At 64.3% G+C, this 16,108-nt stretch carries 13 protein-coding genes; 6 read left to right on the forward strand and 7 right to left on the reverse strand.

Going from position 1 to position 16,108, the window contains the following annotated elements; all coding sequences use genetic code 11:
• Positions 1-279 precede the first annotated feature (279 nt).
• The 3 genes from ABF990_RS13025 (at position 280) to ABF990_RS13035 (ending at position 4,593) form a co-directional block, all read left to right on the forward strand.
• Positions 280-1,500: an NADP-dependent isocitrate dehydrogenase gene (locus ABF990_RS13025; protein WP_415500921.1), complete on the forward strand. Its 1,221-nt coding sequence runs from the start codon at positions 280-282 to the stop codon at positions 1,498-1,500.
• 493 nt (positions 1,501-1,993) lie between these two features.
• Complete coding sequence (locus tag ABF990_RS13030) at positions 1,994-3,025, forward strand: NAD(P)/FAD-dependent oxidoreductase (RefSeq protein WP_415500920.1); 1,032 nt, start codon at positions 1,994-1,996, stop codon at positions 3,023-3,025.
• A gap of 314 nt (positions 3,026-3,339) precedes the next feature.
• Positions 3,340-4,593, forward strand: a complete 1,254-nt coding sequence (locus ABF990_RS13035; protein ID WP_415500919.1) for a D-amino acid dehydrogenase — start codon at positions 3,340-3,342, stop codon at positions 4,591-4,593.
• Between the two features lie 334 nt (positions 4,594-4,927).
• Here ABF990_RS13035 and ABF990_RS13040 read toward each other — a convergent pair whose 3' ends face one another.
• Both ABF990_RS13040 and typA read right to left on the reverse strand, forming a co-directional pair.
• Complete coding sequence (locus ABF990_RS13040; protein ID WP_415491830.1) at positions 4,928-5,206, reverse strand: hypothetical protein; 279 nt, start codon at positions 5,204-5,206, stop codon at positions 4,928-4,930.
• A 351-nt stretch (positions 5,207-5,557) separates the two neighbouring features.
• Complete coding sequence (gene typA, locus ABF990_RS13045) at positions 5,558-7,375, reverse strand: translational GTPase TypA (protein ID WP_415491831.1); 1,818 nt, start codon at positions 7,373-7,375, stop codon at positions 5,558-5,560.
• Positions 7,376-7,700: 325 nt separating this feature from the next.
• Here typA and ABF990_RS13050 point away from each other — a divergent pair, with 325 nt between their 5' ends.
• From ABF990_RS13050 to ABF990_RS13060, 3 genes are read left to right on the forward strand one after another with little or no spacing between them, the layout of a single operon-like run.
• Complete coding sequence (locus ABF990_RS13050; RefSeq protein WP_415491832.1) at positions 7,701-7,976, forward strand: FeoA family protein; 276 nt, start codon at positions 7,701-7,703, stop codon at positions 7,974-7,976.
• An 11-nt stretch (positions 7,977-7,987) separates the two neighbouring features.
• Complete coding sequence (gene feoB, locus ABF990_RS13055; RefSeq protein WP_415500918.1) at positions 7,988-9,898, forward strand: ferrous iron transporter B; 1,911 nt, start codon at positions 7,988-7,990, stop codon at positions 9,896-9,898.
• A 26-nt stretch (positions 9,899-9,924) separates the two neighbouring features.
• The gene (locus ABF990_RS13060; protein WP_415492050.1) at positions 9,925-10,146 is read left to right on the forward strand and encodes a hypothetical protein; all 222 of its coding nucleotides are present in this window, start codon (positions 9,925-9,927) and stop codon (positions 10,144-10,146) included.
• 120 nt (positions 10,147-10,266) lie between these two features.
• Here the strand turns inward: ABF990_RS13060 and ABF990_RS13065 are convergent, their stop codons facing one another.
• The 5 genes from ABF990_RS13065 to ABF990_RS13085 form a co-directional block, all read right to left on the reverse strand.
• Positions 10,267-11,478, reverse strand: coding sequence for an SMP-30/gluconolactonase/LRE family protein (locus ABF990_RS13065; RefSeq protein WP_415492048.1), 1,212 nt, complete (start codon positions 11,476-11,478; stop codon positions 10,267-10,269).
• A gap of 119 nt (positions 11,479-11,597) precedes the next feature.
• Positions 11,598-13,115: a pyruvate kinase gene (gene pyk, locus ABF990_RS13070; RefSeq protein WP_415492047.1), complete on the reverse strand. Its 1,518-nt coding sequence runs from the start codon at positions 13,113-13,115 to the stop codon at positions 11,598-11,600.
• 65 nt (positions 13,116-13,180) lie between these two features.
• On the reverse strand, positions 13,181-14,119 hold the full coding sequence (locus ABF990_RS13075) for an SH3 domain-containing protein (RefSeq protein WP_415500736.1): 939 nt from the start codon (positions 14,117-14,119) through the stop codon (positions 13,181-13,183).
• Between the two features lie 222 nt (positions 14,120-14,341).
• Positions 14,342-14,821: a DsrE family protein gene (locus ABF990_RS13080; RefSeq protein WP_415500729.1), complete on the reverse strand. Its 480-nt coding sequence runs from the start codon at positions 14,819-14,821 to the stop codon at positions 14,342-14,344.
• Between the two features lie 54 nt (positions 14,822-14,875).
• On the reverse strand, positions 14,876-15,658 hold the full coding sequence (locus ABF990_RS13085; RefSeq protein WP_415492045.1) for a HesA/MoeB/ThiF family protein: 783 nt from the start codon (positions 15,656-15,658) through the stop codon (positions 14,876-14,878).
• Positions 15,659-16,108: the final 450 nt, after the last annotated feature.

Consider the following 16,108-nt stretch of genomic DNA (forward strand, 5'->3'; position numbering starts at 1 on the left):
TGTGCCCTGTGCCCTGTGCCCTGTGCCCTGTGCCCTGTGCCCTGTGCCCTGTGCCAAAAAACAAACCTGAACATTTTGTGATAACAAGAAAATTATCAGCAAAATCAGTCAGTTGCTAAATATACCCTCCCCATTCCATCTCCAGCGCCTCCGCCTGTCTTGATTGTGAGGAGCCGGGTTGGCCGTGTCGATCTATGGTCATCAACCCAGCCGGTGTGTGGGCAAACACGCCCATACACTGAATGAACAATAAAACTCGTCGGAGACGGATACAGTATCATGGCTAAAATCAAGGTCAAAAACCCGGTCGTGGAAATGGACGGGGATGAAATGACCCGTATCATCTGGCACTTTATCCGTGAGCGTCTCATTCTTCCCTATCTGGATATCGACCTGAAATATTTCGATCTGGGCATCGAGCATCGTGACGCCACGAACGATCAGGTCACCATTGACGCGGCGGAAGCCACCAAGCGTTATGGTGTGGGCGTGAAATGCGCAACCATCACCCCGGATGAAGCCCGCGTGAGCGAATTCGGGCTGAAGAAGATGTGGCGCTCCCCCAACGGCACCATCCGCAATATCCTTGACGGCACCATTTTCCGCGAGCCCATCATCTGCTCCAACGTGCCACGTCTTGTGCCGCACTGGACCAAGCCCATCGTGATCGGCCGCCACGCTTACGGCGACATCTACCGCGCGGCTGAAACCAGAATTCCCGGTCCGGGCAAGGTGACGCTGAACTTCGTGCCCGAAGGCGGCGGCGAACCCATGGTGCTGGACGTGCATGACTTCAAAGGCCCCGGCGTGGCCCTTGGCATGCACAACACCCGCGCCTCGATCGAGGGTTTTGCGCGCGCCTCGCTCTCCTACGGGCGTGACCGCAAGCTGCCCGTCTACCTGTCCACCAAGAACACGATCCTCAAGGCCTATGACGGCATGTTCAAGGACGTGTTCCAGGAGGTGTATGAAAAGGAATTCAAGGCCGAGTTCGAAAAGCTGGGCCTGACCTACGAACACCGCCTGATCGATGACATGGTGGCCTGCGCGCTCAAGTGGGAAGGCGGCTATGTCTGGGCCTGCAAGAACTACGATGGCGACGTGGAAAGCGACATTGTGGCGCAGGGTTTCGGCAGCCTGGGGCTCATGACCTCCGTGCTGCTCAACCCCACGGGCGAAGTGGTGGAGGCAGAGGCCGCCCACGGCACGGTGACGCGCCATTACCGCGAACACCAGAAAGGCAAGCCGACCAGCACCAACCCCATCGCCTCCATTTTCGCATGGACGCGCGGGCTGGCCTATCGGGGCCGTTTCGATGACACCCCCGATGTCGTGCATTTTGCGCAGACGCTGGAGAAGGTCTGTATCGAAACTGTCGAAGGCGGGCAGATGACGAAAGATCTGGCCATTCTGGTGGGCAAGGATGCCAAATGGCTGGATACCCAGCCCTTCCTGGACGTGCTGGATGCGGGCCTGAAAAAGGCGCTTGCCAACGGCTGAACCACGGCTTGACGCCGTGTTCGCCTGCGGTCCGGGTCTGTTGTCAGGTCCGGGCCGCAGGCGTTTTTATTTTTCATAACATCGCCACCACCAGCGCGGTTGCGCGGGCCTGACAACTTTTTTCCAGCCCCGGGCACACCATTGGCGCACCCTACGGGCCGTGCCCCGCGCAGATATGCAGCGACCATGCCCTGGCGCGGTGCGGCCTTATGCCTGTCGGCCATGGGCTCCGCGCTGTTGGCGCGGATACTCAGGCCCCATGACCCGCTCCGCAACCTGCCGTGCCCTCGCCGCCATGGGCACCGAACGCCCCAATGGCTGCCCGGCGGCTGTCCGGCGGCTGCCCGAGTGGATGCCCCAGTGGCCGCCTTGGTGGCCGCCCAGACGGCTGCCCGACCCACAGGTCCGATCATGCCACCCATGCGTGGGGCCTTGCGCTGGGGCATGACTTGGCTTTATCCCCGCAACAGAGCAAGACAGCAGGATACCGTGCATGACCACCACGCCCCACGACACCGATGTGGCCATTATCGGCGCAGGCCCGACCGGCCTGTTTGCCGCCTTCCAGTGCGCGATGCTGCGCCTGCGCTGCGTGCTGATAGACGTGCTGCCCGAAACAGGCGGCCAGTGCACCGCGCTGTATCCTGAAAAACCGATTTACGACATTCCCGCCTGCCCGGCCGTGGAAGGCGCGCAGCTTATTGCCAATCTGGAAGCCCAAATCGCGCCGTTTCACGTCCCCCGCCTGCTCAGGCACCGGGTGGAAAGCCTGACCGGCCAGCGTGGCGCTTTTACGCTGGGTATGACACATGGTGCCACAGCCCAGGTGAGCCTGAACGCCAAAGCTGTGATTATCGCCGCCGGGGCAGGCGCGTTCGGCCCCAACCGCCCGCCACTGGACGGGCTGGATGCGTTCGAGGACAGCGGTGCGGTCCAGTATTACGTGCGCCGCAAGGCAGAGTTCGAAAACCGCCGGATCGTGATTGCCGGCGGCGGCGATTCCGCACTGGACTGGGCGCTGGCGCTCAAGGACAAGGCCGACAAGCTGTATCTGGTGCACAGGCGTGACAGGTTCCGGGGTGCACCCGAAAGCCTGCGCCAGCTTGACGAGGCCGTCAGCAGCGGTCAGATCGAAAAAATCGTCCCGTACCAGTTGCATGGCCTGCATGGAACGGGTGGCACGCTGGAAGGGGTGGAAGTCATCGACATGGAAGGCAACACCCGCGTGCTGGACGCCGATGTGCTGCTACCCTTCTTCGGGCTGGCGACAGATCTGGGGCCTGTCGCACGCTGGGGCATGGATACCGCCCGTGCGACCATTCCAGTCACCCCATCCACCTGCGAAACCAGCCTGCCCGGCGTGTTCGCCATTGGTGACGTGGTTAGCTACCCCGGCAAGCTCAAACTCATTCTTCAGGGCTTCAGCGAAGCAGCCATGGCGGCCCACGCCCTTTACCCGATCGTCAATCCCGAACAGGCGCTGCATTTCGAATATTCAACCAGCAAGGGCGTGCCCGCGGCCTGAGCGACCCGCAGCACGCAACCGCACCCGACAGGGCGCGATGCTGTAGCTTTGGCGGTCGGGCCACCTTCTGCCAGCGCTACCCTGCACGCAGGCCCTGGCGGGTTTTGCCCGCACCCAGGTCCATGCAGGGTGCATGGCCGCCCATGCCGCTGGACCCGCGCCGTAAAAATGCGCGCATGCCATTGCGCGACACGGCGCGCGCAACCCCGGACATAACCCCGGGTGCAAACCTCGGACGCAACAGGCTTTGAGGGAAAGTCCCTGACGCGCTAGGGTTGGTCCTGAATTGTCCATCCTCTCTTAAGGATGAAGCCGTGCACGTCATCGTTCTTGGGGCTGGTGTCATCGGGGTGACATCCGCGTGGTATCTGGCCCGGCTGGGGCACGAGGTCACCGTGATCGACCGCCAGCCCGCCCCCGCCATGGAAACCTCACGCGCGCCGGGCGGGCAGATTATTGCCGGCCCTTGGGGCTTGGGCCTGAACGACCTGTCGTACCATCCGCTTGACTGGCTCCTGCATTCTGGCCGCACGGCCCTTGCCCTGCGCAAGGGGCTGGACCCGGCCCTGCTCCGCTGGTCGCTGATGGCAATGAAAAGCCGGAACGCAGCCGCCCATGCCATCACACTGGGCCGGCTGGAGCGACTGACCCAATACAACCGCCATTGCCTGGATGCGCTGCGCAGCGAGACCGGCATAACCTATGACGACCGCCAGAGCGGACATATCCAGCTTTTCCGCACCACGCGGCAGATCGCGCGGGTCAGGCCCGTTCTGCGCGATCTGGCCGGTCATGGCACGGCCCCGCGCCTGCTGGATGTGGACGAGATTCTGGAACACGAGCCAGGTCTGGCCCATGCCTTGCCCCTGTTCAGGGGCGGGGTATTCCTGCCAGACGACCAGTCGGGCGACACGTCCGTTTTTACCGCAAGGCTTGCACGCATGGCCCAGGCCAATGGTGTGCGCTTTGTGTTCGAAACCACGGTACAGGGTCTGGACGCGGCACCGGACCGGATCATGTCCGTCAGGACGGATGCAGGCCATATGCGGGCGGATGCCTATGTCGTAGCCATGGGCAGTTACAGCCCGCTTCTGCTCCGGCCACTGGGTATTCGCCTGCCCGTCTATCCGCTCAAAGGCTATTCCCTGACGCTGCCGCTGACGGATGAAAGCCACGCCCCGCTTGCCACAGTGACCGATACCGCCAATGGCGTTTCCATCACCCGGCTGGGGGCGCGCATTCGCGTGGCGGGTGGCGTGGATCTGGCGGGCTACAACCTCAGACCCAGCCCCAGGCGCCGCACCGTGCTCGAGCTGTCTTTTTCGGAACTGTTCGGCGGGGGCGACCTTGCCGCCGCCACGTATTGGAGTGGCCTGCGCCCCTGCACGCCTGACGGCACCCCTGTCATTGGCCCGGCTGGCGGCTTTGGCAATCTGTGGCTCAATACCGGCCATGGCGGGCTGGGCTGGAGCACGGCCTGCGCCTCGGGCCGCCTGATCGCGGACCTGATCGCGGGCAGGACGCCCGATATCCCGGCCCTGGACCTGCCGTTGAGCCGCTACGGCTGACACACCCTGCCACACCCCCCATACGCGCACGGCACAGGCTACACCCGCCTGAACCTGCACACCCTCAGGGGGTGGGTGGATAACCCGAACAGGCACGCAACAAGGGTTGATTTGCGCCGCAGGACGCGCAGGACAGGTCTTTGACATGGCGCAAAACAGAAAAAGGGCCGGACGATCAGCCGCCCGGCCCTTTTTGTCTATAACGCCCGTCAGGTCCGGCAAGTCTCAGACTGGCCACCATCCCCGCACAGGGAACGGCAACCCGCCTGAAGACTCACAAAACCCGACTTCTCGCCCGATGAGTGGCGACATTACTGCGAGAGTACTGGCGTAATTACTGGCCTGCGGTCGTAGCAGCGGCACTTTCAGCGCTTTTCTTGTGGTGCTTGTGGTGCTTGCCATGATGCTTGGTGGTGGCCTTTTCAGCTTTTTCAGCCGATGCGGCAGGCGCTTCGGGAGCGGTCGGCGCCGCAGGGGCCGTCGGCGCAGCCGGGGTCGCGGGGGCAGCCGGCGCGGACACTGCGGGAGCGGCCGCGTCCTGCGCGAAAGACGGAGCAGCAGCGCCCAGCAGGGCTACGGTAGACAGAGCGGCCAGCAGGTGACGAGAATTCATGGTCATATCTCCAAATAAAACCGGTACCGAACACCTGTCTGCACGCGCCACACGCGGTCTCAATGGTTTCCGCCGGTTACGAATTAGTCTCTAACATGCATGGATCAGACCGTCTTGACTTAAAATTTTTTCCATTCAGCCAAATATCTTACCTTCGCCCGCACTCTGCCCCGTTTTTGCCACAAAGGCCGCGGGCAAAACAAAACCGCCCTCCGGTGGGGGGCGGTTTTGTTGGTATCGCGGATTGACAAGGACCTGGCCTGCATAGCCACCCACCCTGCAAAAAAGAAGCGTGAGCGACACAATGCGGACACAACCGCCCCCAAAAAAACGGGGGCGGCCTGTCGGGGCTCAGCCTTCGCTCTTGGAGCGCTTCTTGCGTTCGTGGGGGTCCAGGTAACGCTTGCGCAGACGAATGGCGGAGGGGGTCACCTCAACCAGTTCATCGTCCTCGATATAGGCAATGGCCTGTTCCAGAGACATACGGCGCGGCGGGGTCAGCAGCAGGGCTTCGTCCTTGCCGGAAGCGCGCATGTTCGTGAGCTTCTTTTCACGAATCGGGTTCACTTCCAGGTCGTTCTCGCGCGAATGCTCGCCGATGATCATGCCCTGGTAAACAGTTTCGCCCGCATCCACGAACAGCGTGCCGCGATCCTGGAGCGAGAACAGCGAATACTGGGTGGTTGTGCCGTCTTCAGCCGAAATCAGCGAGCCGTTGCGACGCCCTTCGATGGAGCCCGCATAAGGTCCGTAATGGGCGAACAGACGGTTCATGATACCCGTGCCGCGCGTGTCGGTCAGGAATTCGCCATGGTAGCCGATCAACCCGCGTGACGGGATGGTGAACAGCAGCCGCACCTTGTCCCCGCCGGAGGGGCGCATGTCCTGCATCTGCCCTTTGCGCATGGACATTTTCTCGACCACGACGCCCGAATAGGGTTCGTCCACGTCGATCGTGACTTCTTCGTACGGTTCTTCGCGCTCGCCCGTTTCCTCATTGTTGCGGAACAGCACGCGCGGACGGCCGATGGTCAGTTCGAAACCTTCGCGGCGCATGGTTTCGATCAGCACGCCAAGCTGGAGTTCGCCACGGCCCGCCACTTCGAAAGCCTCGCTCTCGGGGCTGTCGGTCACGCGGATGGCGATGTTGCTTTCCGTTTCCTTGAACAGGCGGTCACGGATCTGGCGCGATGTCACCTTCTTGCCTTCGCGGCCACCCAGGGGGCCGTCGTTCAGGCGGAAGGTCATGGACAGCGTGGGCGGATCGACCGGAATGGCAACCAGCGGGGCTTCCTGCTCGGGGGCGGCAATGGTATCGGGAATGGTCGCCTGCGACAGGCCGGCCACGGCCACGATGTCACCTGCCACGACTTCCTCGACCGCAACGCGGTCAAGCCCGCGGAAGGACAGCAGCTTGGTCAGGCGGCCGGTTTCCACGACGGAGCCATCGGCGCGCAGCACCTTGACCGGCATGTTCACGCGCGCGCGGCCCTGTTCCACACGACCTGTCAGCACGCGGCCCAGAAAGTTGTCGCTTTCAAGGATCGTGGCCGTCATGGCGAACGGCTTGTCCTTGTCCAGCGCCGGGGTAGGCACGTGGCGCAGGATCAGGTCGAACATCGGGCTCAGGTCCTTGCGGGCCCCGTCCAGTGTTTCATCCGCCCAGCCCTGACGGCCGGATGCGAACAGCATGGGAAAGTCGAGCTGTTCGTCATTGGCGCCAAGGGCTGCGAACAGGTCAAAAATTTCGTTGTGTACTTCGTCGGGGCGGGCGTCGCCACGGTCGATCTTGTTCACAACCACAATCGGCTTCAGGCCACGGGCCAGAGCCTTGCCAACCACGAACTTGGTCTGCGGCAGAGCACCTTCGGCCGAGTCCACCAGCACGATCGCGCCGTCCACCATGCTCAGGATACGTTCGACCTCACCACCGAAGTCGGCATGGCCCGGAGTGTCGATGATGTTGATACGCGTATCGCGCCACACAACGGAGGTGCACTTGGCAAGAATGGTAATGCCACGTTCGCGTTCCAGATCGTTGCTGTCCATCGCACGTTCGGCAACGGCCTGGTTTTCGCGGAAGGAACCGGACTGCTTGAGCAGCTCATCAACCAGTGTCGTCTTGCCGTGGTCAACGTGAGCGATGATGGCTATATTGCGGATATCCATGAATAGACCTGATTTTTCGTGCGCGCCGGGCCACCGTCTTCGGCCAGGAAGAAGCGGCAAGGGGTCGCTGTGGTGTTTGCGTGGCGCACAGATAGCCGCCCCGGCGGGAGAATGCACGCAAAATTCTCATGCTCCATGGCATGAGAGCCTCCCGCCCCGGCCGCCCGGCCCCGCCGGTACGGGTGCATGACGCATAAACGCCTACCACCCCCGAGCATCGCGCAATGGACAAATCCTGAATTCGGAATTAAGGATCATTCTCAAGTAAGGCAGTCATGGTCGTGCTTTCCGGCCAGCCCGCTGCCCGACGCAGGATACAGGAAGCATGCTCCTTACCAATCTTCCCCTTCTGCACAGCGGTGTGATCGATCATGTCCAGGCCCGGTCCGGGCAGGATATGGTGGCGCGCAGGCTGAGTGAACTGGGCTTTGTGCCCGGCGAACCCGTGCGTGTGGTGGCCCTCGGCCCTGTAGGCCACGACCCCATGGCTGTGGAAATCGGCTTTACCCGTTTCGCCCTGCGCCGGGCGGAGGCGGAACGCATCGTGCTGCGCCAGACGGCTGCCATGCCCGCCCCCCCCACGCTAGAGGCGGCAGCCTAGGCATGACGGTCATGCCCGCTACACCCCCCGCGGGCATTGGCACCTTGCACGGCGGACACAATAACGCGACCCCCAACGCAGCAGAGCAGACGCATGCGCCCCTGCGCATAGCCCTTGTGGGCAACCCGAACTGCGGCAAGACGGCTCTTTTCAACCAGTTGACCGGCAGCCGCCAGAAAGTGGCCAACTACGCGGGTGTCACGGTTGAACGCAAGGCGGGCCGGCTGGTCACGCCGGCCGGACGCAAGGTGCAGGTGCTGGACCTGCCGGGCACCTACAGCCTTGCCGCCACCAGCCCGGATGAAGCCGTCACCCGCGACGTATGCATGGGCCGCTACAAGGGCGAACCAGCACCTGACCTGCTGGTATGCGTGATCGCGGCCACGAACCTGCGCCTGCACCTGCGCTTTGTGCTGGAACTCAAGCAGCTTGGCCGCCCCATGCTGGTGGTCCTGAACATGGTGGATACGCTGGACCGGCAGGGCCTGTCGGTGGATGTGCCCCGTCTTGGCGCGGAACTGGGCCTGCCGATCGTTACCGCCGTGGGCACCCGGCGCGGTGGCGCGGCGGACCTGCTGGCCGCACTGGACCGGGCCTTGCCAGCCCCCCCTGCCCCCCTGCCCGAAACCGCCGACCTGCACGCCGAAGTGCACCGCCTGCTGGGCCTGTGCGTGACCCGCGTGCGCACGGGCCGCAAAAAGCTGGAAGACGTTCTGGACCGCTGGGTGCTGCACCCGGTCTGGGGCATGGCCATCCTGTTCGTGCTGCTGTTCATCATGTTCCAGGCCGTGTTTTCCTGGGCGCAGCCGTTCATGGACGGGCTGCAAAGCCTGATGGACGGATTTGGCGCGTTCGTGGGCAGCATCCTGCCCGAGGGCGTGCTGCGCGGCCTTGCGGTGGATGGCATTATTGCCGGTGCGGGAACCGTGATCGTATTCCTGCCGCAGATTCTGATCCTGTTCCTGTGGATTCTGGCGCTGGAGGAATCGGGCTACCTGCCGCGTGCGGCTTTCATGCTGGACCGGCTTATGGCATCGGCCGGGCTGAGCGGGCGGTCGTTCATTCCCCTGCTGTCCAGTTTTGCGTGCGCGGTGCCCGGTATCATGTCCACGCGCACGATCCAGAACCCGCGCGACAGGATGGTGACCATTCTCATCGCCCCGCTCATGACCTGTTCGGCGCGACTGCCGGTCTATGCGCTGCTGATCGGGGCATTTATTCCCCATCGGCGGGTCCTGGGCGTGTTCAACCTGCAGGGGCTGGTGCTGTTCGCCCTGTACGCGCTAGGCATTGTCAGTGCGCTGGCCGTAGCGCGCCTGCTGAAAACGGGCGAGCGCGAGGAACACCCCCTGCTGCTGGAACTGCCCGACTACCGCATGCCCAGCCTGCGCAACCTGGCCCAGGAACTGTGGCAGCGCGCGCGGATTTTTCTCTCCCGCGTGGGGGGGATTATCGTCACACTCAGTGTCATCATGTGGGCGCTGTCGTCCTACCCCGCGCCACCCCCTGGGGCCACCGGTCCCGCCATCGACTGGAGCCTGGCAGGGCGGATCGGGCATTTCATGCTGCCCCTGTTCCAGCCCATCGGCTTTAACTGGCAGATCTGCGTGGCCCTTATCCCCGGCCTTGCCGCGCGGGAAGTCGCGGTCAGCGCGCTGGGCACGGTCTATTCGGTCGGCGCTGCGGATACGGATACGGCAGCCAGCCTCATGCCGCTTCTGTCATCGCAATGGAGCCTGGGTACGGCCCTGTCGCTGCTGGTGTGGTATGTCTACGCCCCGCAGTGTTTTTCCACCCTGGCGGTGATCCGGCGCGAAACCGCGTCGTGGCGCATGGTATGGATAACGGCGCTGTATCTTTTCGCCATGGCCTATGGAGCCGCGTTCATCACCTACCATATAACACTCATGCTGGCGGGCTGAGACAGGCCAGCCGAAAGGGGCGTGCCATGTTGCAGATCAGTATTGTCTGTGTTGTTCTGGCTTTTTGCGTGCTGTACTGGGCCCAGCGCCTGACGCCCGGCCTGACGGCGCCGCTGTGGCGGGGTGGGGCGCGCCTGCTGCCCGCAGGGGCGTGGCGTCAGCACTGCGAACAGCGCGGACGCGTGCCAGCCAAAGGCGGATGCGGGCAGTGCAACGGGTGCGACCGCTCGAGCGGCGGCTGTCACTGAGCATTGAAAACACCCGCGCGGGAAGCAGTTTTACGCCCCATGGAGCCGATCACGGCCCCGCGCTGCCGGATCATGTTATCTGAAAACCGACAATAGCTGAGCCGTAGGCCCAACTGCCCCTTACGCCGGAGCCGCACCCTGCGTGTTGACCTGCAGGCGATACAGGGACTGACCGGCGCACATGAACAGCCAGTCCCGCTTGGGACCGCCAAAGGTGAGGTTGGAAACGCCCTGGGGCAGGCGGATACGCCCGATCAACTGACCTTCGGGGTTGAAGACGAACACCCCGCACAGCCCTAACGGGCCGCTGACCCCGCACCAGATATTGCCGTACACATCCGCCCGCAGCCCGTCCGGGCCCATCTGCACCCCTTCAAAACGCATGTTGGTGAACAGTCTCGGGTTGGACAGGGGCAGTTCTTCCCTGTGCAGGTCGAAAACATGCACGGCCAGATCGCCATCGTGACCGTAGGCCCCGGCCTGCCGCCCGGTGGAGACCACATAAAGCCGCGAAAAATCGGGCGAGAAGCATAATCCGTTCGGGTTGGGCAACTGGTCCTGTGTCAGCACCACATCGATCCGGCCCGTGGGGTCGATACGGAACGTATGGTCGGACTGGCGCCGCACGCCACCTACCGCACCCACCAGTTCCTGCCCGACCTGCCAGCGCAAGCGCCCGCGCGGATTGGCCTCCCCCCCGGGGATGTCGGTATGGCCTTCGGCAAGGCCGGTGCCGTAACCCGGATCGGTAAACCATATGCTGCCATCGGGATGGGCAATGACATCGTTGGGCGAGTTCAGCGGGTGCCCCTCGTAATGTTCGGCCACGACACGGGCGGAACCGTCATGTTCCCAGCGAATCACCCGGCGCAGGAAATGTTCGCACGAAATCTGGCGGCCCTGATAGTCGAACGTATTGCCGTTGGCGTTGTAGGATTCAGACCGGAACAGCGTGACCTCACCCGTTTCCCACAGGTAGCGGTACTGCCGGCTGGCCACGATATCGCTGAACAGCAGGTATCGCCCCTGCGCCGACCAGGCCGGGCCTTCCAGCCACAGCCCTTTGTCCCACACCCGCTGGATGACCGCCCCGCCATACAGCAGGTCGCGGAAAGAGCGGTCGACCGCGATCACATCCGGGTCGGGGGTGTAGGATGGCGGGGCCTCAGGCCCCCACAGGCGCGCGGGCACGGTGGTGACATCGGGCGGGCGGGCAATGTCGGGACCGGCCTCAGGGCGGGCGGCCCCACCCAGCAGCAGCCCCGCTGACACCCCCGATACGCCTTTGAGCACACTGCGTCTGTTCAGCCCCCTGTGCCGAGCCTGCGTCATTGTGCCTCCTGTCGTGCTGTCATCCGTCGCAAAGCCGGTCTGGCCAGTCTGGTCTGGTGTGGCAGGACCGGCTTTGCCCTTACTCTCATAACCTGAAAAGCGCGTCTGGCTACCTGTCATCAGGTGAGTGTGACCACCCTGAGCAGATTGGTCGATCCGCTGACGCCAAAGGGCATGCCCGCCGCCACCACGACCGTATCCCCCGGCTGGCCCATGCCGGCGCTGGCCACGACCTCGCGCGCGGCCTCCACAATGTCTTCAACCGTGGTGCGGGTCGTATGCGGCGCACTTACGAACGCCTGCACCCCCCAGACCAGCGCCATACGCCGCGCCGCATGCAGAACGGGTGTGACCCCCAGCACCGGGCTGCCCGGTCGCTCCCGCGCAATCCGCAGGGCCGTCGCCCCCCGGTGCGTGTAGGCGACAATGGCGCAGGCATGCAGCGTATCGGCCACCTGCTGCACCGCGCTGGCAATGGCGTCGGCCACGTAGTCCTCCGGGGCGAGACGGGCCGCGGCCATCTGCGCCCGCCAGCCAGCATCCTGTTCCACCCGCCACAGAATACGGTTCATGATCCGCACCGCTTCACGCGGGTATTGCCCCACAGCGGATTCGGCCGACAGCATGACCGCATCCGCCCCGTCGAACACGGCTGTCGCCACGTCCGAGGCTTCCGCCCTTGTGGGGGTGGGGGCACTGATCATGCTCTCCAGCATCTGGGTAGCGACCACCACGGGCTTGCCCAGACGCCGTGCCTCGCGGATGATGCGTTTCTGGATCAGCGGCACGCTTTCGGGCGGCAGTTCCACCCCGAGGTCGCCCCGCGCGACCATGACCGCATCGGCCAGCGCCAGAATACCGGCCAGGTTCTCGACCGCCTGGGGTTTTTCCAGCTTGGCCAGCAGGGATGCGCGCTCGCCTATCAGTTCGCGCGCCTCTATCAGGTCCTGCGGCCGCTGCACGAAGGACAGGGCAATATAGTCCACCCCCATATCCAGCGCGAAAGCCATGTCCGCCCTGTCCTTGGGGGTCAGGGCGGGAATGGGCAGGGTGACGTCGGGCACGTTCACGCCCTTGTGGTCCGAGAGCACACCACCGATCTCGACACGCGTGCGCAACCAGCCGGGACCCGTTTCCTCGACCGTGACCGCCAGCCTGCCGTCATCCATCAGCAGGCGGCTGCCCGGTACTGCAACGGCAATAATTTCGGGGTGGGGCAGGCAGACACGCGTGGCATCCCCCGGTGTGTCGGACAGGTCGAAGCGAAACGGTTGCCCCGCCACCAGTGTTACCCGCCCGCCTGCAAAACTGCCCACCCGCAGCTTGGGCCCCTGCATGTCGGCCAGAATACCCAGCGGGCGGCCCAGTTCGGCCTCCACCTGCCGGACCACGGCATGCCGTGCAGCGTGGTCCCGATGCGTCCCGTGCGAGAAATTGAAGCGGAACACATCCGCCCCCGCAAAAGCGAGGTCACGAATGGTGTCATAATCCGAGGAGGCAGGCCCCAGCGTGGCCACGATCTTGGTCCGGCAACTGACCCCGTGCTCTGGCGCACCTGCCGGTGCCCCGGCATGCGGGCGCGATGGCGGGGTCGCACCCGGCAGGCTGCCTGCCGGCAACGGAGGAGCTTCAGCCATGGATCTGTCCTTTCTCCACAACGGGGCCGGCAAAACAGGCCGGACGGAGAGCAGGAGCCAACCCGTCAGGACGGGCCGATCGTCTCCTGCGCGTCCACACCCCAGATTGCCTGACGCGGCACCCAGCCGCCATATTGCCGCACCGAGACCCGGCACCAGCCGGACCCGGCGGGACATTCCTTGATGGAGCCCACCGTACCGGGTTTGAGCACGGCAACAATGCCGCTGTCATTGCCCGCACCCGCACGCAGCAGAACCGCCCCGCTGACCCTGGCGGCCTCATCCGGTGTGGCGACGGTTCCTTCCTCGCGGCTGTCCATATGACCCGACCCGCCAACCCTGTCGCCGTTCTGGTCCGACTTGACGGGAATGGGCGCCTCGTTACCCGGCGGTTCACCGGGCACCAGAAAATCGCGGCCACCGGCCAGGGTCGCCTGCTGCACCCAGCCTTTCTGCCCGCTCTGGTCTTCCACCAGACGCCAGACATCGAACTCACGCTCGACCCGCATGGGCAAGCCACGCCGATGATAGACCCACAGAATGGGAAAACGCCGCCCCGGGCCCGCGCGCATATTCACCTCATCCGCCCGCAGGGATGCATAGCGCGGCAGGGGCAGACCCGTTACCGTGCCCTTGGACAGGTCGGGCGGGGCCACGCCGGGCGCCGCTGCGTCGGGCGCAGTCGCAGGAGCCGCACCGGCGGCAACTGCACCGGCACCGGCTGCCGCAACGCCAGCCGCAGCAACCGCCGGGGCAGGTGCTGCGTGATGATGCGCCGTTGCCACGGCATGCGGGTGCTTTTTCTTGTGCGCGCCCGCCTTGTGGGCCGGTTCGGCGGCGGCATGGGCCTTGCTTTTAGGCTTGGCCTTGTGGCCCGCCTTGCTATGCGCGGGCGATGCGGTCTCGGCCTGCGCATGCGCATGATGGTGGTGGTGTTTATGCCTGGCGGTCGTGGACGGTGGCGTGGTGGCTGCCAAGGCGGAAACGCCGGACAACAGCGCCATGACACCCACGGCACAGGCAGGCACATACAGCCGCGATGAGGCAGGGCGTCCGGACAGGGAAAAGCGAATGATCGTCATGCCTGCATCCCTGCCAAGAGAGCGCGCGCGGAGCAAGAGGCTCGGCCACACAGTATAAAGGAAAACATACGGCCCCAGCCACGGCATACCCGCGCCCGGGGCGAAAACCCGAACGGAATCCGTGCCCCGGCGGCCCGCTTCGGGCTAGAAAACCAACTGACGGGCATGGGCGGCACGGTCCATAAAACTGGGCAGACCAACGCAGGCCACGCCCTCCAGCAGGTTTGCGGGGGACAGTCCAGCCGCCTTCATGCCGGAGTCGCACACCATCAGACAGGCGCCCATGTCCACCACGGCGTCACGCAGTTCGGCCACACCGGCTACACCCGCGCGGGCACGCTGACTCTCGCCCGCAGCAAAAGCATCGACCCCGCTCCAGTCACGGCTGAAGGCCGCAACGCCCGCGCCCATGCCAAACAGAATGACATCCTGCCCGAGGGCCGCCGCCGTCGCCGCCAGCATGAAAGCGGCGTGCAGGCGCTCATACCCGCTTTCGACAAGAACAAGGGCAAGGCTACGGGCCGGCTCGCCACTGCCCCCCGCGACAGGCTGGCCTGCCCGCCCGCCTGATGGCACGCCCGGTTGTCCAGCCCCCGATGGCCCTAAACCCGATTGCCCCGTCATGGCCGGACTATCTCCCGCACGGCCACATGGACCGCCGCGCGTGTTACGGAAAAATCAGCCCGCATCGTCACATTTCCGCGCGAGAGAACCGCAGACCCTGCATGACGGGTCACGCGCAAAGGCAATTTCGGAAAAACGCATTTGCAGGGCGTCCCACATCAGCAACCTGCCCTGCATGGACCGACCGATCCCCGTAATTTCCTTGATGGCCTCTGTCGCCTGCAATGTGCCCATTACTCCGGTTACAGCGCCCAGCACGCCCGTATCGCCACAGCTTTGCCCCTCAACCGTTCCCTGATCGGGGTAAAGGCAATGGTAGCACGCCCCACCCAGCCAGGGCCGGAACGTTGAAAGCTGGCCGCCAAAACGCTGCGCGGCCGCCGAAACCAGGGGCCGTGACTGCTGCACGCAGGCCGCGTTCACGGCGTAACGGGTGGCGAAATTGTCGCAGCCGTCACACACCAGATCGTAACGGGCGACAAGATCGGACGCGGTAACGGCGTCAAGGCGCATATCCCACGTTTCCACCACGATTTCGGGATTGAGGGCGGCAAGCCGCGCCCGGGCGGATACAACCTTTTTCTGCCCGACGGACGCCGTGGCATGCACGATCTGGCGCTGAAGGTTGGACAGTTCCACCACGTCGTCATCCACAATGCCGATTCGGCCTACACCCGCCGCCGCAAGGTACAAAGCCGCGGGCGAGCCAAGCCCCCCGGCCCCGATCACAAGAACAGATGCGCTTTTGAGCGCCATCTGCCCCGTTCCGCCCACCTCACCCAGCAGGATATGGCGCGAGTAGCGCTGAATTTCGTCTTCGGACAGGTCAATATCCATACGCCATATCCTTGCTGCTGGCCGCCACGCATGGCCGGGCAGATGGCTGCCACAGCCCGTGTTACGCCTTGGGGTAACGCCCCCGGGCCGGGAGGTGAAGACAAAATCCGCCCCCATGGGTCACGGACATGGAGCCTGACCCCGTACAGGACGCCCGGAGTTTTCAGGCGGAAGCTTTCCGGCGGGGGCTTTCGCAAGGCGTTTCCGTAAGGAATTTCCAACGGGAATTTCCACAGAGGGGGCCTGCCAGCGCCAAGACAGTCACGCCGGAACGACCTTGCAGGTCCTGTGCGTGGCAGGCGGTGTGGAACGGTGCCGCGCCCAAAGGGGTGCGCCCAAGAGGGTGCGCGCGTGGGGGATGACATGGACGGGCACACAAAGCGCACATGGATATATGGCGGCATAGGGGGCGTATAGGGGGCAGAATTCAACGCTCTGTCAGGCGAATTT

The sequence above is a fragment of the Acetobacter sp. genome (assembly GCF_047723915.1).
Lineage (GTDB): Bacteria > Pseudomonadota > Alphaproteobacteria > Acetobacterales > Acetobacteraceae > Acetobacter.